This is a genomic window from Paraburkholderia acidisoli, assembly GCF_009789675.1.
Classification (GTDB): domain Bacteria; phylum Pseudomonadota; class Gammaproteobacteria; order Burkholderiales; family Burkholderiaceae; genus Paraburkholderia; species Paraburkholderia acidisoli.
Genome location: NZ_CP046913.1, coordinates 442,470 through 458,382 on the forward strand (window position 1 = coordinate 442,470; position 15,913 = coordinate 458,382).

At 64.7% G+C, this 15,913-nt stretch carries 17 protein-coding genes and 1 other RNA gene; 12 read left to right on the forward strand and 6 right to left on the reverse strand.

Going from position 1 to position 15,913, the window contains the following annotated elements:
- Window positions 1–33 precede the first annotated feature (33 nt).
- From FAZ98_RS01930 to FAZ98_RS01940, 3 genes are read left to right on the forward strand one after another with little or no spacing between them, the layout of a single operon-like run.
- On the forward strand, window positions 34–774 hold the full coding sequence (locus FAZ98_RS01930; RefSeq protein WP_158948258.1) for an amino acid ABC transporter permease: 741 nt from the start codon (window positions 34–36) through the stop codon (window positions 772–774).
- Window positions 774–1,451, forward strand: coding sequence for a glutamate/aspartate ABC transporter permease GltK (gltK, locus tag FAZ98_RS01935; protein WP_158948260.1), 678 nt, complete (start codon window positions 774–776; stop codon window positions 1,449–1,451). Before FAZ98_RS01930 ends, gltK begins: the two co-directional genes overlap by 1 nt.
- A complete protein-coding gene (locus FAZ98_RS01940) occupies window positions 1,448–2,173 on the forward strand; it encodes an amino acid ABC transporter ATP-binding protein (RefSeq protein WP_158948262.1) in 726 nt (241 codons plus the stop codon). The genes gltK and FAZ98_RS01940 overlap by 4 nt, the downstream gene beginning before the upstream one ends.
- A 102-nt stretch (window positions 2,174–2,275) precedes the next feature.
- Here the strand turns inward: FAZ98_RS01940 and FAZ98_RS01945 are convergent, their stop codons facing one another.
- The gene (locus FAZ98_RS01945) at window positions 2,276–3,196 is read right to left on the reverse strand and encodes a class II glutamine amidotransferase (RefSeq protein ID WP_158948264.1); all 921 of its coding nucleotides are present in this window, start codon (window positions 3,194–3,196) and stop codon (window positions 2,276–2,278) included.
- A 533-nt stretch (window positions 3,197–3,729) separates the two neighbouring features.
- Between FAZ98_RS01945 and pyrC the strand changes: the two genes are divergently transcribed.
- From pyrC to rnpB, 3 genes are all read left to right on the forward strand, one after another.
- Window positions 3,730–4,785, forward strand: coding sequence for a dihydroorotase (gene pyrC / locus FAZ98_RS01950; RefSeq protein WP_158948266.1), 1,056 nt, complete (start codon window positions 3,730–3,732; stop codon window positions 4,783–4,785).
- A complete protein-coding gene (locus FAZ98_RS01955) occupies window positions 4,782–5,738 on the forward strand; it encodes a DUF3025 domain-containing protein (protein ID WP_407672023.1) in 957 nt (318 codons plus the stop codon). Before pyrC ends, FAZ98_RS01955 begins: the two co-directional genes overlap by 4 nt.
- Window positions 5,739–5,808: 70 nt before the next feature.
- An RNA gene (gene rnpB / locus FAZ98_RS01960) (RNase P RNA component class A) lies at window positions 5,809–6,219 on the forward strand.
- A 104-nt stretch (window positions 6,220–6,323) separates the two neighbouring features.
- On the opposite strand, the gene FAZ98_RS01965 is transcribed toward rnpB, so the two are convergent.
- On the reverse strand, window positions 6,324–6,746 hold the full coding sequence (locus FAZ98_RS01965) for an OsmC family protein (RefSeq protein ID WP_158948271.1): 423 nt from the start codon (window positions 6,744–6,746) through the stop codon (window positions 6,324–6,326).
- A 652-nt stretch (window positions 6,747–7,398) separates the two neighbouring features.
- On the opposite strand from FAZ98_RS01965, the gene rplM reads away from it, so the two are divergent.
- The 3 genes from rplM to erpA all read left to right on the forward strand — a co-directional run bounded on the left by rplM (window position 7,399) and on the right by erpA (window position 8,855).
- Window positions 7,399–7,827: a 50S ribosomal protein L13 gene (rplM, locus tag FAZ98_RS01970; RefSeq protein WP_028201949.1), complete on the forward strand. Its 429-nt coding sequence runs from the start codon at window positions 7,399–7,401 to the stop codon at window positions 7,825–7,827.
- Window positions 7,828–7,838: 11 nt separating this feature from the next.
- Complete coding sequence (gene rpsI, locus FAZ98_RS01975) at window positions 7,839–8,231, forward strand: 30S ribosomal protein S9 (RefSeq protein WP_158948273.1); 393 nt, start codon at window positions 7,839–7,841, stop codon at window positions 8,229–8,231.
- A 258-nt stretch (window positions 8,232–8,489) separates the two neighbouring features.
- Complete coding sequence (gene erpA, locus FAZ98_RS01980) at window positions 8,490–8,855, forward strand: iron-sulfur cluster insertion protein ErpA (RefSeq protein ID WP_158948275.1); 366 nt, start codon at window positions 8,490–8,492, stop codon at window positions 8,853–8,855.
- 67 nt (window positions 8,856–8,922) lie between these two features.
- Here the strand turns inward: erpA and FAZ98_RS01985 are convergent, their stop codons facing one another.
- Window positions 8,923–10,014: an anhydro-N-acetylmuramic acid kinase gene (locus FAZ98_RS01985; protein ID WP_158951829.1), complete on the reverse strand. Its 1,092-nt coding sequence runs from the start codon at window positions 10,012–10,014 to the stop codon at window positions 8,923–8,925.
- A gap of 322 nt (window positions 10,015–10,336) precedes the next feature.
- Between FAZ98_RS01985 and tyrS the strand changes: the two genes are divergently transcribed.
- The 3 genes from tyrS to FAZ98_RS02000 are packed head-to-tail and all read left to right on the forward strand — an operon-like array spanning window position 10,337 to window position 12,776.
- Entirely contained in the window at window positions 10,337–11,611 is a 1,275-nt protein-coding gene (gene tyrS, locus FAZ98_RS01990) for a tyrosine--tRNA ligase (RefSeq protein ID WP_158948277.1), read from the forward strand.
- A complete protein-coding gene (gene dtd / locus FAZ98_RS01995; RefSeq protein WP_158948279.1) occupies window positions 11,608–12,096 on the forward strand; it encodes a D-aminoacyl-tRNA deacylase in 489 nt (162 codons plus the stop codon). Before tyrS ends, dtd begins: the two co-directional genes overlap by 4 nt.
- A complete protein-coding gene (locus FAZ98_RS02000) occupies window positions 12,093–12,776 on the forward strand; it encodes a histidine phosphatase family protein (protein ID WP_158948281.1) in 684 nt (227 codons plus the stop codon). Before dtd ends, FAZ98_RS02000 begins: the two co-directional genes overlap by 4 nt.
- 99 nt (window positions 12,777–12,875) lie before the next feature.
- On the opposite strand, the gene FAZ98_RS02005 is transcribed toward FAZ98_RS02000, so the two are convergent.
- The 3 genes from FAZ98_RS02005 to ruvA all read right to left on the reverse strand — a co-directional run bounded on the left by FAZ98_RS02005 (window position 12,876) and on the right by ruvA (window position 15,874).
- Complete coding sequence (locus FAZ98_RS02005) at window positions 12,876–13,745, reverse strand: oxygenase MpaB family protein (RefSeq protein ID WP_233272683.1); 870 nt, start codon at window positions 13,743–13,745, stop codon at window positions 12,876–12,878.
- 99 nt (window positions 13,746–13,844) lie between these two features.
- The gene (gene ruvB, locus FAZ98_RS02010; protein WP_158948285.1) at window positions 13,845–14,936 is read right to left on the reverse strand and encodes a Holliday junction branch migration DNA helicase RuvB; all 1,092 of its coding nucleotides are present in this window, start codon (window positions 14,934–14,936) and stop codon (window positions 13,845–13,847) included.
- A gap of 356 nt (window positions 14,937–15,292) precedes the next feature.
- Window positions 15,293–15,874, reverse strand: coding sequence for a Holliday junction branch migration protein RuvA (ruvA, locus tag FAZ98_RS02015; RefSeq protein ID WP_158948287.1), 582 nt, complete (start codon window positions 15,872–15,874; stop codon window positions 15,293–15,295).
- Window positions 15,875–15,913: the final 39 nt, after the last annotated feature.

Here is a 15,913-nt window from a genome sequence, read left to right on the forward strand (position 1 = left end):
CCTTCTTCCGTTCTTTTTTCCTGGAGTCTTTTCATGTCTTATCACTGGAACTGGGGCATTCTCCTGAGCCCGGTCTCCACCGGCGAACCGACCACGTACCTCGGCTGGCTCGTCTCGGGCCTCTGGGTGACGATCACGGTCTCGCTCGCCGCGTGGGTGATCGCGCTCGTCGTGGGCTCGATCTTCGGCGTGATGCGCACCATGCCCGGCAAATGGGCCAGCGGCGCGGGCACGGTGTACGTGGCCGTGTTCCGCAACATCCCGCTGATCGTGCAGTTCTTCGTCTGGTATCTGGTGATACCGGAACTGCTGCCGCCTTCGCTCGGCAACTGGTTCAAGCAACTGCCGCCGAACGCGCAATTCTTTTCCTCGTCGATCCTGTGTCTCGGGCTCTTCACCGGCGCGCGCGTGTGCGAGCAGGTGCGCTCGGGCATCAACGCGCTGCCGCGCGGCCAGCGCGCCGCCGGTCTGGCGATGGGTTTCACGCAATGGCAGACGTACCGCTACGTGCTGCTGCCGGTCGCGTACCGCATCATCGTGCCGCCGCTCACGAGCGAGTTCCTCAACATCTTCAAGAATTCGGCCGTTGCCTCGACGATCGGTTTGCTCGATCTGTCCGCGCAGGCGCGCCAGCTCGTCGACTACACGTCGCAGACCTATGAGTCGTTCATCGCCGTCACGCTCGCCTACGTGCTCGTCAACTTCGTGGTGATGACGCTCATGCGCTGGGTCGAGGCGAAGTCGCGGCTGCCTGGCTATATCGGAGGCAAGTGATGCATCACTTCGACTGGAGCGGCATTCCGGGCGCACTGCCCACGCTGTGGACGGGCGCGATCGTCACCTTCAAGATCACGGTCTGCGCGATCGTCATCGGTATTTTGTGGGGCACCTTGCTCGCGCTGATGCGGCTGTCCAGCGTGAAGCCGCTCGAATGGTTCGCCAAGGGCTACGTCACGGTGTTCCGCTCGATCCCGCTCGTGATGGTGCTGCTGTGGTTCTTCCTGATCGTGCCGCAGCTGCTGCAAAACGTGCTCGGGCTTTCCGCCGACATCGACATTCGCCTCGCCTCGGCCATGGTCGCGTTCTCGCTGTTCGAGGCCGCGTTCTACTCCGAGATCATTCGCGCGGGCATTCAGGCGGTGCCGCGCGGGCAGATCAATGCGTCGTTCGCGCTCGGCATGAACTACGCGCAGGCCATGCGTCTCGTCGTGCTGCCGCAGGCGTTTCGCGCGATGGTGCCGCTGTTGGTTACGCAGGCCATCGTGCTCTTCCAGGACACGTCGCTCGTCTACGTGATCAGTCTCGCCGACTTCTTCCGCACGGCCACGAATATCGGCGACCGTGACGGGACGACGGTGGAGATGGTACTGTTCGCGGGCGCATGCTATTTCGTGATTTGCGTGGTTGCATCGAGCCTTGTGAAAGGTCTTCAGAAAAAGGTCGCAAGATGATTTCAATTAAGAACGTTTCGAAGTGGTACGGCCAGTTCCAGGTACTGACCGACTGCACGACGGAAGTGAAGAAGGGCGAAGTGGTGGTGGTGTGCGGGCCGTCGGGCTCGGGCAAGTCCACGCTCATCAAGACCGTCAACGGGCTCGAACCGTTCCAGCAGGGCGAGATCCTCGTGAACGGTCAGTCGGTGGGCGACAAGCGCACCAATCTGTCGAAACTGCGCGCGAAAGTGGGCATGGTGTTCCAGCACTTCGAACTGTTCCCGCATCTTTCGATCACGGAAAATCTGACGCTCGCGCAGATCAAGGTGCTCGGCCGCAGCAAGGACGAAGCCACGCAAAAGGGCTTGAAGCTGCTCGATCGCGTGGGTCTGCGCGCGCATGCCGACAAATTCCCGGGTCAGCTTTCGGGCGGCCAGCAGCAGCGCGTGGCGATCGCGCGCGCGCTGTCGATGGACCCCGTCGCGATGCTGTTCGACGAACCCACTTCGGCGCTCGACCCCGAGATGATCAACGAAGTGCTCGACGTGATGGTGGAACTCGCGCAGGAAGGCATGACGATGATGTGCGTCACGCACGAAATGGGCTTTGCGAAGAAGGTCGCGCACCGTGTGATCTTCATGGACAAGGGCGCTATTGTGGAAGACGACCGCAAGGAAGACTTCTTCGCGAATCCGAAGTCGGACCGCGCGAAGGATTTTCTGGCGAAGATCCTGCACTGACGCTCGCGGGGCTTCGGCCCTGCGCAGCATGCAAAAAGCCGCGCGAATTGCGCGGCTTTTTTTATGGCCGATACGACTTCGAAGCGCGGGCCGGGTGCGGTGTTACTCGCCCCAGGTCTGCAAATCGGCCACGGCTTCGGCGTCGATCGCGGCCGCTGCCTTGCCCGCGCACGGCGAACGCGCCGCGCTGGCGGAAGCGTCGAGCGACGGATTCGCGAGCTTGTCGAGCACCTTTTGCGGCACCGGCACGCTGGTTTGCGCGATCACCTCGCCGTGCTGGAACATCAGCAGGTCGCCGGGCGCGAAACGTGTCCAGACTTCGTTGTCGGTGAGCGGCGCGGTGGCGATCACGGCCACGCGGTCTTCCGGCGTGGTGTATTTCGCGAAGTCGATGGAAACGTCGGCATCGACGAGATGCGCCGTGGAAAACGGCCAGCGGCGCACGAGATAGTAGAGATGCGTGGAGCAGTGCGCGAACAGCGCCTGACCGTTCGACATCAGGAAATTGAACACGCCGAACTGCGTGATCTCGCGCGTGAGCGTTTCGAGCGCGGCGAAGAGTTCGTCGAGCGGCGGCTGCGCGCCCGGAAACGCCTTGCGCAGACCTTGCAGCAACAGGCAGAACGCGCGTTCGCTGTCGGTCGTGCCCACCGGCTGGTACACGCCCGACATCACCGGATTGAAGTCCTGCAGGTCGCCGTTGTGCGCGAAGATCCAGTGCCGGCCCCACAGCTCGCGCTGGAACGGGTGGCTGTTTTCGAGCGCGCAGTTGCCCTGCGTGGCCTTGCGGATATGCGCGATGGTGTTGCGCGACTTGATGGGGTAATGCTTGACCATCTCGGCGATGGGCGAGCGCGCCGAGGCCTCGTTGTCGATGAACAGGCGGCAGGCCTTGTCTTCGAAGAATGCGATGCCCCAGCCGTCGGCGTGGTGGTCGGTGGCGCCGCCGCGCGCCGCGAATCCGGTGAAGGAGAACGTGACGTCCGTGGGCGCGGCGCAGTTCATTCCGAGAAGTTGGCACATGGTGCTGGTGTTGCGCTGGCGTTACGAATGACGGCAGTGGCGGCGGGCGGAACTGGCCGCTGAGTCGTGACACGAACCGGTACAATGATGATTTTCCAAGCATATCATTGGCCTGCGGCTCGCCAATACGAAATTTGTCGTATGCATTCCACGAGCACGGGATGAAGCGGCCGCGCGCGTGAAACCGGCATGCATCTGCGCTGAACGCGCGGCGTACGTGCCCGCTGTTCGCGGATTGCCGCACGCGGCCGCGTGCGGCAGGCGTGCAAAACGCACCCGGCGATGTCGCGTGTTTGCGACGCTGCGAGGCGACGTCATGCGCACCGCGTCAGTGCAAGCCGCTCGCGCCAGTGTGGAGCGCCCGTGCCGCGAGCCTCGCAAAAAAGCCGCCGAAGCCGCGAAAGTTGTTAAAGCCGCGAAAGTGGCCAAGGCCGCCAACGCCGCGCGATATGCCGAAACGCCGTACTCCGCCGTACCCGTTCTCCGCCGTACCTGTACTCATTACTCGCCGCCCAGCGCGCACCCTACAAGTCATGAACGCCACTTCCCCCACGACTCTCACGCTCGCCCGCCCCGACGACTGGCACCTGCACGTGCGCGACGGCGCGATGCTCGCGGCCGTCCTGCCGCACACGGCACGCCAGTTCGGCCGCGCGATCATCATGCCGAACCTCAAGCCGCCCGTCACCACGACGGAGATGGCCGCCGCCTACCGCGAGCGCATTCTCGCGGCGCTGCCGGCGGGCTCGACGTTCGAGCCGCTGATGACGCTCTATCTCACCGACAACACGCCCGCCGACGAAATCCGCCGCGCCAAAGCCAGCGGCTTCGTGCACGGCGTGAAGCTGTATCCGGCCGGCGCGACCACCAATTCGGACGCGGGCGTGACCGACATCCGCAAGTGCGCGGCCACGCTCGAGGCCATGCAGGAAGTCGGCATGCCGCTGCTCGTGCACGGTGAAGTCACGAGCGCCGACATCGACCTGTTCGATCGCGAGAAGGTCTTCATCGACCGCGTGATGACGCCGCTGCGCCGCGACTTCCCGGCGCTCAAGGTCGTGTTCGAGCACATCACCACGAAAGACGCCGTCGACTACATTCGTGCCGATACCGCCGCACCCGGCCTGCTCGGCGCGACCATCACGGCGCATCACCTGCTGTACAACCGCAACGCGATCTTCCAGGGCGGCATCCGTCCGCACTATTACTGCCTGCCCGTGCTCAAGCGCGAAACGCATCGCGTGGCGCTGGTCGAAGCGGCCACCTCGGGCGACGCGCGCTTCTTCCTCGGCACCGACAGCGCGCCGCACGAAAAGGGCCTGAAGGAACACGCCTGCGGTTGCGCGGGCTGCTACACGGCGCTGCACGCGCTCGAGCTGTATGCCGAAGCGTTCGACAACGCCGGCGCGCTCGATAAGCTCGAAGGCTTCGCGAGCTTCTTCGGCGCCGACTTCTACGGCCTGCCGCGCGCGACGGAAACCGTCACGCTGCGCCGCGAGGCATGGACGTTGCCCGCCGAACTCGACGCCGGCAACACCACCGTCGTGCCGCTGCGCGGTGGCGAGTCGATCGGCTGGAAGCTCGATTGAGCGACGCGCGGGCTTCGGTCGGTACGGCAGCGGCGGTGAACGGCGCGGAGAAAAACGCGGTGAACGATGCGGGCGCAACGGCTTGCGCGCCGCGCCGCAGTTTGCCCGCCGGCCATTTCGCCGATATCGACTGGACGCGCCCGTGGTTCGCGCAACACGGCGCGCGCGGGCGCCGCTGGCAGCAGGCGGCGCTCGCGGGCTACGCGCCGTATCTGCGGGAATTGAATGCCGATGCGCGCGCAAGCGGCCAGCGTACCGGGCGCGGTCAGCCGCTCGGCTTCATCGCGCAGGACGAATTGCCCGAAGGCGCCGCCTACGAGGCGCACATCGCCGCAACCGGCCGCGTGCCCACGCGCCACAATCTCCACGACTTCTTCAACGCGCTCGCGTGGTTCGCGTATCCGCGCATCAAGGCGACGCTCAACGCGCGCCAGGCCACGGCCATCGACACGCTCGGCGTGGGCCCGACGCGCGGCGGCCTGCGCGACGCGCTTACGCTATTCGATGAAAACGCGGTGCTGTTCGCGTGCTCGGATGCGACGCTCGCCGCGGCGCTACGCGGCTTCGACTGGCGCACGCTGTTCGTCGCCGGGCGCGCGAAGTGGGAAGCGGCGTTCGACGAGGCGCCTGGTGCGGCGCACCGCGAGGTACGCGCCGAAGTGCGTGTATTCGGCCATGCGCTGCTCGAAAAGCTCATTGCGCCCTATGCGGCGTGCACCGCGCATGCGTGGATCATCGACGTGCCCGAAGCGTATTTCTCGTGGCCGCGCGCGCAACGCGACGCGCATCTGGACGAAGCGGTGAGCGCCGAACTCGCGGCCGCGCCGGCACTGAGCGGGCGCAGCTTCGCGCCGCTGCCCGTGCTCGGCATTCCGGGCTGGTGGCCGCCCAACGACAACCCCGCGTTCTATGACGACGCAACGGTGTTTCGCCCCGGCCGCCGCGCGCGATAAAGCCGTCAGCCGGGTCAATCGATCCGGCCCCCCGCGTGCGCGGCGCGAGCATGCTAAGATCGCGCCTCGCAAAGTAGGCCAGGCAGTCGCGGCTCCGAGGTTTCGGCCGAGGAGGCGAGGAAAGTCCGGACTCCATAGGGCAGGGTGATGGCTAACGGCCATCCGTGGCGACACGCGGAACAGGGCAACAGAGAACAGACCGCCGATGGCCCGATTTCGGTCGGGATCAGGTAAGGGTGAAACGGTGCGGTAAGAGCGCACCGCGTCTGCGGCGACGTAGACGGCACGGTAACCTCCACCCGGAGCAATTCCAAGTAGGCTGGCTAGCATCTTCGAGATGCAGGGCGGTGCCCCCGTCGCGCCAGCGGGTAGGAAGCTTGAGCGCGTCAGCAATGGCGCGCCTAGAGGAATGGCTGCCACGCGCGGCGCGTCTTCGGACGCGGCGCGTGCACAGAATCCGGCTTATCGGCCTGCTTTGTCACCTCATTCAGTCGCGCAACGCGTACGCAAAAAAGCCGGCGCGGTTCACGAAGAACCGCGCCGGCTTTTCTTTGTGACGCGCCGTTTCAGGCCGAAACCGACACCTTAAACCGCGACGATCTCGAACGTATGCGTGATCTCGGCGGTCTTGCCGATCATGATCGACGCCGAGCAGTACTTGTCGTGCGACAGGTTGATCGCGCGCTCGACCGTGGCCGGGTTCAGATTCTTGCCCGTGACCGTGAAGTGGAAGTGGATCTTCGTGAAGACCTTGGGATCTTCGCTCGCGCGCTCGGCCTTGAGCGTGACGTTGCAGCCGCTCACTTCCTGGCGGCTCTTCTTGAGAATCAGCACCACGTCGTAGGCCGTGCAGCCGCCGGTGCCGACCAGCAGCATTTCCATCGGCCGCGGCGCGAGGTTGTGGCCGCCGCCTTCCGGTGCGCCGTCCATATTGACGAGGTGACCGCTGCCCGTTTCGGCCGCGAACGCCATGCCGTCCTGACCCATCCAGCTAACTTTGCATTCCATGCGTGTGCCCCTGCACCGTTTCTTGATTCAGTCGGCATTGTAGCCCGCGCCTTGTGGTATGTCCGAGGCGGACACGGCAGCGAACTTTTCTTGCCCCAAGCTGCGATGTTGCGTCGCCACATCTGATCGGCAAGTCGGAATTCGCCGATTCAATTAGGGGAATCTCTCTAGTCAGTAGACTGTTAAATCGCCGCAAACAACATCAAGTAGTTGATTTTACGGACATTATGACGACCGGCGAGGTTGCTCGAGTTTATTTCACATTATGGTGTTGCTTTTCGTAATGCAAATTTGCTTGCATCGCAGCACCGTGGCAGGTATAGTTTGTCTTGTCTCCTCCACTCCTCAAAAGGTGGATTAAGCCCGAGCAAACGCGCTCGGGCTTTTTTTCGTCCAGCGCTTTTGCCGCCTTCGCCGGCGCGCTTCCACGGCGATCTCGACCCGTCCTCGCGACGCTTTCTGAAGAAAGTCCACGCAATTTTTGACGCGCGGCCAAATTTCCTTTTATAATCGTGGGTTTCCCGCATCCATGCCCGCGGGAAATCTGAGCGCGGTCGCAAGATCGCCTCGGTCAGGGAGAGCCTGCGCCGGCGCCAACGAGCGTCACCATACAAGCAGGACGATAGGGCACAGCATTTTTTTTGGATCGATCATGAAGACTTTTTCCGCCAAGGCACATGAAGTGCAGCGCGAATGGTACGTGATTGACGCGACGGATAAGGTTCTCGGCCGTGTCGCCAGCGAAGTGGCACGCCGTCTTCGCGGCAAACACAAGCCTGAGTTCACCCCGCACGTCGACACTGGTGATTTCATCATCATCATCAACGCCGGCAAGCTGAAGGTCACGGGCAACAAGACCACCGACAAGAAGTACTACCGTCACTCGGGTTACCCCGGCGGTATCTACGAAACGACGTTCGGCAAGATGCAGGAACGCTTCCCGGGCCGCGCGCTCGAGAAGGCTGTGAAGGGCATGCTGCCGAAGGGCCCGCTCGGCTACGCGATGATCAAGAAGCTGAAGGTCTACGCTGAAGCAACGCACCCGCACTCGGCGCAACAGCCGAAAGCGCTCGAGATCTAAGGGGAGCCCACATGATCGGTAACTGGAATTACGGTACGGGCCGCCGCAAGAGCGCGGTTGCTCGTGTCTTCATCAAGTCGGGCAAGGGCGAAATCGTCGTCAACGGCAAGCCCATCGCCGACTACTTCTCGCGCGAAACGTCGCTGATGATCGTGCGTCAACCGCTGGAACTCACGAACCACGGCCAAACGTTCGACATCAAGGTGAACGTGACGGGCGGCGGCGAAACCGGCCAGGCCGGCGCAGTTCGCCACGGCATCACGCGCGCGCTGATGGACTACGACGCAACGCTCAAGCCGGCACTGTCGCAAGCTGGCTTCGTGACGCGTGACGCACGTGAAGTGGAACGTAAGAAGGTTGGTTTCCACAAGGCACGTCGCCGCAAGCAGTTCTCGAAGCGTTAATCGTTCATCGATCGCTTCGGCGCCTGCGCGCTCTGCTCCGGCAGTGGCGCAGGGCTGCTGCAAAAAAACCGCTCCGCGCAGGAATGCGCCGGGCGGTTTTTTCGTTTTATGAATGCGTTTGATCGCAAACTCGGGCGTTGGAATCGACGTTTGAGCCAAGCCAGGAAAGTGCCGAGAAACCCTTGATTTCGTGGGCTTAAGCACGATCTGTGGAACAGCCCTACAATAGCGGCTAGAAGCTTTTTTTGGAGAGTTCGAATGAGCGCTGTCGCCGAAACCCCCGTGACCGAAATGCCCGGTCCCTTCGTTTTCACCGAAGCAGCGGCTGACAAGGTCAAGCAACTGATCGACGAGGAAGGCAACCCGGAGCTGAAGCTGCGCGTTTTCGTGCAGGGCGGCGGCTGTTCGGGCTTCCAGTATGGTTTTACGTTCGACGAAACGGTCAACGAAGACGACACCGTGATGACGAAGAACGGCGTCGATCTCCTGATCGATTCGATGAGCTATCAGTACCTTGTGGGTGCCGAGATCGACTACAAGGACGATCTCAATGGCGCGCAGTTCGTCATCAAGAACCCGAACGCGACCACGACCTGCGGTTGCGGCTCGTCGTTCTCGGTCTGATCGACGAATCTTGCTGAAAGAAAAAACGGGGCTTCGGCCCCGTTTTTTTTCATCTGCTCGCCGGCATTCAGCGCGGATAAATCGCGCCTAGCACGCGCTCGCCCGCCGCGCCTGTGACCGTGGGCAGATTGCCGGGCTCGCGCGCCACGCAGCGCATGGCGAGCCACGCGAACGCGAGCGGTTCCACCTGCTGCGGCGGCACGCCCAGCGCCTCTGTGGTCATGACCGGCACGCCCGCCACGCCACCCGTTTCCAGCGCCTTCTGCAACGCCGCCATCAGCGCCTGATTGCGCGCGCCGCCCCCGCACACGTACACCGCGCGGCAATCGCCCGCATGCCGCTCGATCTCGCGCGCGACGCTCACGGCGGTGAGCGCGACGAGCGTCGCCTGCACGTCGGCGGGTGAGAGCGCCTCGAATCCCACGAGTTTCTCGTCGAGCCATTGCACGTTGAAAAGATCGCGGCCCGTGCTCTTGGGCGGCTGCTGCTCGAAGAACGGCTCGGCGAGCAGCGCGTTCAAGAGCGGCTGATGCGGCGTGCCGCTCGCGGCGAACTGGCCGTTTTCGTCGTAAGGCTTGCCGAGGTGGCGCTCCGCCCAGAGGTCGAGCAGCGCGTTCGCGGGGCCGCAGTCGAAGCCGCGCACCGCGCCGGTGGCCGCCAGAATCGTTATGTTGCTGATGCCGCCCAGATTGCAGACCACGCGCGTTTCTTCCTGCGAGCCGAACACGGTCGCATGGAACGCGGGCACGAGCGGCGCGCCCTGGCCGCCCGAGGCGACGTCGCGGCTGCGGAAGTCGGCGATCACGTCGATGTGCGCCAGCTCCGCGAGCAGCGCCGGATTCTGGATCTGCACCGTAAAGCCCTTTTCGGGGCGATGCCGCACCGTTTGCCCGTGCGCGCCGATCGCCTTCACGTCGTCGGCCGAAAGATTGCCCGCGCGCAGCAACTCGTGGCAGCACACCGCGTAGCGCGCGGCGAGCGCGTTGCCCGCGAGCGCCTCGCGCTCGATCTCGTTCTCGCCCGGCTGTTGCAGCGAAAACAGCGCCTCGCGCAGCCCTTGCGCGAAACCGACGAACGCTTCGGCCAGCACCACGGGCCGCTGCCCGGTCTCGAACCGCACGGCGATGCCGTCCACGCCGTCCATGCTGGTGCCCGACATGAGGCCGAGATAGACGCCGTCGGCGGGATGGGCGTTGTCGTTGCGTGCGTCGCGTGGCGCCACGTTGTGCTCCTTTCGTCGTGAATGCGTGCGGGATGTCAGCGGATCAACCGGGCTGTAGCGCTGATTATCGGGGCAATGGCGCTCGGGCGTAAGGCCGGGCGCACGTCGAGGCCTAAGACCCGGCTTATGACGAATGGCCGACTGTCATGCCGATTCCGCGCGTGTCACGCTGGATGCCGTGTTCCGTAAAACCGCAGCCTTGCCGGACGAATCACGTAAAATTGCGTTCTAGCCCAAGACTTAACGACAGATACGAAGCATGAGCGAGTCCATATCCAGCCAAAGCGCCAGCCAAAGCGGCAACAGCGGCGCGAAAGACGCCTTTCCGGTCACCGACGAAGTCCGTCACGCGCTCGCCGTTACGAAGCGCGGCGTGGACGAACTGCTGATCGAATCGGAGTTCGAGCAGAAGCTCGCGAAGAGCGCGGCCACCGGCAAGCCCCTGCGCATCAAGCTCGGCCTCGACCCCACGGCGCCCGACATCCATATCGGTCACACGGTCGTGCTCAACAAGATGCGCCAGCTTCAGGATCTCGGCCACACCGTGATCTTCCTGATCGGCGACTTCACCTCGCTGATCGGCGACCCGTCGGGCCGCAACGCCACGCGTCCGCCGCTCACACGCGAGCAGATCGAGTCGAACGCCAAGACGTACTTCGAGCAGGCCGCGCTCGTGCTCGACCGCGAGAAGACCGAGATCCGCTACAACAGCGAATGGTCGATGCCGCTCGGCGCCGACGGCATGATCAAGCTCGCGTCGCGCTACACGGTCGCGCGCATTCTCGAGCGCGAGGATTTCACCAGGCGCTTCCAGGGCGGCGTGCCCATTTCGATCCACGAATTCCTGTACCCGCTCATGCAGGGTTACGACTCGGTGGCGCTCAACGCCGACCTCGAACTCGGCGGCACGGACCAGAAGTTCAACCTGCTCGTTGGCCGTGAACTGCAAAAGCAGTACGGCCAGGAACAGCAGTGCATTCTCACGATGCCGCTCCTCGAAGGTCTCGACGGCGTCGAGAAAATGTCGAAGTCGAAGAACAACTACATCGGTATCAGCGAAAAGCCCAACGACATGTTCGGCAAGCTCATGTCGATCTCCGACACGCTGATGTGGCGTTACTTCACGCTGCTGTCGTTCCGTCCGATGGACGAGATCGAGGGCTTCAAGCGCGAGATCGAAGCGGGCCGAAACCCGCGCGACTTCAAGGTGCTGCTCGCGCAGGAAATCGTGGCGCGCTTCCACTCGCAGCAAGACGCCGAAGGCGCGCTCGAAGACTTCAATCACCGCGCCAAGGGCGGTGTGCCGGACGACATTCCGGCGGTGACGCTCGCGGGCGCGCCGCTCGCCATCGGTCAGTTGCTCAAGCAGGCGGGTCTCGTGCCCTCCACGAGCGAAGCGCTGCGCAACATCGAGCAGGGCGGCGTGAAGATCGACGGCGCCACGGTGTCCGACAAGGGCCTCAAGATCGAAGCCGGCGAGTTCGTCGTGCAGGTCGGTAAGCGCCGCTTCGCGCGCGTCACGCTCACGGCATGATCGCGCTGATCCAGCGCGTGCGGCGCGCCGAGGTGCGCGTCGCGGATTCCGGTGGTGAACGCGTGACCGGCGCGATCGGTCAGGGCTTGCTCGCGCTCGTCTGCGCGGAGCGCGGCGACACCGAGGCGAATGCCGACAAACTGTTGGCCAAACTGCTCGGCTATCGCGTGTTCAGCGACGCCGCAGGCAAGATGAACCTCGGCGTGCAGAACATCGACGGCAACGGCAAGGCCGGCGGCTTGCTGCTCGTCTCCCAGTTCACGCTCGCCGCGGACACCAACAGCGGCCTGCGCCCGAGTTTCACGCCGGCCGCGCCGCCCGAGGAAGGGCGGCGTCTGTTCGAGTACTTCGTGGCCGCCGCGCGCGCGAAGCATCCCGTGGTCGAGACCGGCGAGTTCGGCGCCGACATGCAGGTGTCGCTCGTCAACGACGGCCCCGTCACGTTCTGGCTGCAAGTGCCGGCGCAAGGTGCGCAACTCACATGACCACGCAAATTCTCTTTATCCGCCACGGCGAAACGGCGTGGAACCAGATCAAGCGCATTCAGGGGCATATCGACATTCCGCTCGCGGAAAGCGGCGTCGAGCAGGCGCAGAAGCTGGCGGCGCGCATGGCTGAAGCCGCGCGTGCAGGCGCGCGTCTCGACGCGATCTGGTCGAGCGACCTGTTGCGCGCGCAGCAAACGGCGCAGCCCATTGCGGCTGCGCTCGGGCTGCCCGTGCAACTCACCGAACGCTTGCGCGAGCGCAACTACGGCGCGTTCCAGGGCCACGACAACGACGAGATCGCCGAGCGTTTCCCCGACGAATACGCGCACTGGCAAACGCGCGATCCGGGTTTCGAGCCGCCCGAGGGCGAGTCGCAACGCGAGTTTTATCATCGCGTGCTGCATGCGCTCGAACCCATTCTGGCCATGCATCCGGGCGGCCGCATCGCGTGCGTCGCGCACGGCGGCGTGCTCGACTGCGTGTACCGTTTCGCGAATGGTCTGACGCTCGAAGCGCCGCGTGCGTGGAAGCTGCTCAACACGAGCGTGAATGTCGTCGACTTCGAGCGCGACGGCTATGTCACGCAGGCGCGCGTGGTGGAGTGGGGCGATGTCGCGCATCTCGGCGGTGTGAGCGCCGACGACAACCTCAAGCGCACGCCGGAGCCGGGTCGCTAGAACGCTGTACGCGAGCAAGAACAGGGCACAAGGATCACGCCATAAAAAACGGCCAGCGCGCGTTAGCACGTTGGCCGTTTTTGATGGCAAATCAAAAAATTACGGCTTGCCAGGCGTTTGCGCCGCGCGCCGCCGCGCCCGCTTCGACACGCCGTTGACGAGCGCCCAGCGCAGCACCGGCGCGACCGCGCGCATGCCCGGCCGCACGAGCGCCTGGCGCGCGAGCGCGAAGCTGTCGAAGCCAAGCATCTGCTGCGCGAACGGCGGCAGCAAGTCGATGCCCGCGTGGCGCACGAGCGCCCCGGCGGGCCGCATGGCCGGGCGCGGCGCAGGTGCCTCCATCAGCACACGCACGACTTCGCGCGTGCGCTCGCTCGCCACGAGTTCGGGACGCATCGCTTCCAGATACGCGGCAATCTGCGCGCGCGATTGCGGCACATTCGTCGCGCCGAGCAACCGGGCGATCTGCGCGACTTCGGCGTAATACTGGTCCTGCGCGGCGCCGGGCAGCGCCGGATTCACGTAGCGCAGATACGCGGCGAGAAAGCTCGACACTTCGGCCACATGCACCCACGTCAGCAAGACGGGATCGCTCGCGCGGTACGTGCGGCCGTCGGGCGCGGTGCCCGTCACGCTCAGGTGGATCGTCTTGACGCGTTCGATGAGCGCCAGCGCGTCGGCGCGGCTGCCATAGGTCGTGCCCGCGATGAAGGTCGCGGTGCGGCGCAGCCGCCCGAGTATGTCGGTGCGAAACGTGGAGTGATCCCACACGCCCGCGAGCGCGAGCGGATGCAACGCCTGGAGCAGCAGCGCGCTGATGCCGCCCGCCATCATCGCGGCGAAATCGGCGTGCACTTTCCAGCAGATGGCGTCCGCGCCGAACAGGCCCGGGTCGCCCGGCGGGCTCGAATAATCGAGATTCGGGCCGCCGCCCGTGGTGAGATGCGTGATGTTTTCGGCCAGTCGCATGCGCACGCGCTGCGCGAGCTGGCCGACGAGACCCTGCGGCTCGGGAGCGTTGTGAGGTCGGCCGGCGTGATCGGACATCGTGCGTTCCCCGCCGGCGTCTTACGACGCGTCCGGTTCCCAGTCGCCCTCGGGCGCCGCGTTGTCGGGCACCGTGAGGCCGAAATGGCGATAGCTCAGCTGCGTGGCCACCCGCCCGCGCGGCGTGCGTTGCAGATAGCCCTGCTGGATCAGATACGGCTCGAGCACGTCTTCGATCGTGTCGCGTTCCTCGCCGATCGCGGCGGCCAGGTTGTCCACGCCCACGGGGCCGCCGTCGAACTTGTACAGGATCGCTTCGAGCAGCTTGCGGTCCATCAGGTCGAAGCCGACCGGGTCGACGTCGAGCATGCGCAGCGCGGCGTCGGCCACGTTCGCGGTGATCTTGCCGTCAGCTTTGACTTCGGCGTAATCGCGCACGCGGCGCAGCAAGCGATTGGCGATACGCGGCGTGCCGCGCGAACGGCGCGCGATTTCGAGCGCGCCTTCCGGATGAATCTGGGCGCCGAGCAACGCGGCCGAGCGCTGCACGATACGCGACAGCTCGCCGGCGTTGTAGAACTCGAGCCGCGAAACAATGCCGAAGCGGTCGCGCAGCGGATTCGTGAGCATGCCCGCGCGCGTGGTCGCGCCGACCAGCGTGAACGGCTGCAGATCGAGCTTCACGCTGCGCGCGGCCGGACCTTCGCCGATCATGATGTCGATCTGATAGTCCTCGAGCGCCGGATACAGAATTTCCTCGACGACGGGCGACAGCCGGTGAATCTCGTCGATGAACAGCACGTCGTTGGCTTCGAGATTGGTGAGCAGCGCCGCGAGATCGCCCGCGCGTTCGAGCACGGGCCCCGACGTCTGCCGCAAGTTGACCCCCATTTCGCGCGCGATGATGTGCGCGAGCGTGGTCTTGCCGAGACCCGGCGGCCCGAACAGCAGCACATGGTCGAGCGGTTCGGCACGACGCTTCGCCGCTTCGATGAAAATCTCGAGCTGGCCGCGCACCTTTTCCTGGCCCACGTATTCGTCGAGCTGGCGCGGCCGCAGCGCGCGCTCGAACGCTTCCTCGTGCGAGGAGGCGGGCGTGGCGGCGATCACGCGATCGGCGTGGTTCGTGGCGCCCGAACTGCGCGAGGCGGCGAGTTTGTCGGTTTCGATCATTCGAAGATTGTACCGCGCGGGATTCGTGCTCGCGGGGCGCGTCGGGATCGACGGCGGTGCGGCACGTGGAGTGCAACTAACTGACGGGAAGCGGCGGCGCGTGGTTCGGGCGCTACTGCTGGGCGTCGTATGCGCGAGGTGCAACTAACCGCCGGGAGAATGCGCGCGTGTCGTGACAATCGTGTTCTGTCGGCGATTGCGGGTGAATCGCGCAACTAACCGTCAGCGTCAACCGAGGCGCGTTTTCCCGTGCGCCTTATCACGCTTGCCCGGCACGTCTGACGGAGGCGATCGCCTCATCCGCCCAAGTTCTTGACGGCCGCTTGCGCGGCCTCGCGACATCGACACACACCGTCTTACGCTTTCGACAGCACCTTCAGCGCGAGCTTGATGCCTTCGGAAATGCCCGTGCCGGCCGGCACGCTCTTGATCGCGGCGAGCGCTTCCTTCTCCGAATAGCCGAGCGCGAGCAGCGCGTTGAGGATGTCGTTCGCGTGATCGGACGGCGATGCGGCGGCGGCCATCGCGCCGAGATCCGCGCCGAGTTTGCCCTTGAGTTCGAGCAGCAGACGCTCGGCCGTTTTCTTGCCGATGCCGGGCACGCGCGTGAGGCGCGCCGCGTCCTGCTGGGTGACCGCCTGCGCGAGGTCGTTCACGCTCATGCCCGAGAGCACCGCGAGCGCCATGCGCGCGCCGATGCCGCTGATCTTGAGCAGTTCGCGGAACGTCGCGCGCTCTTCCTGGGTGCCGAAACCGAACAGCAGATGCGCGTCCTCGCGCACGATCATCTGCGTGAGCAACACGATTTTTTCGCCGGTACCGGGCAGGTTGTAGAACGTGCTCATTGGCACGTCGACTTCGTAGCCGACGCCGTTGCAGTCGACGAGCAGGTGCGGCGGGTTCTTTTCCAGCAATACGCCGGCAATGCGACCGATCATGGCGAGTTCAGTGAAAGGGAAAGCTCAAGAGTGTAGCGG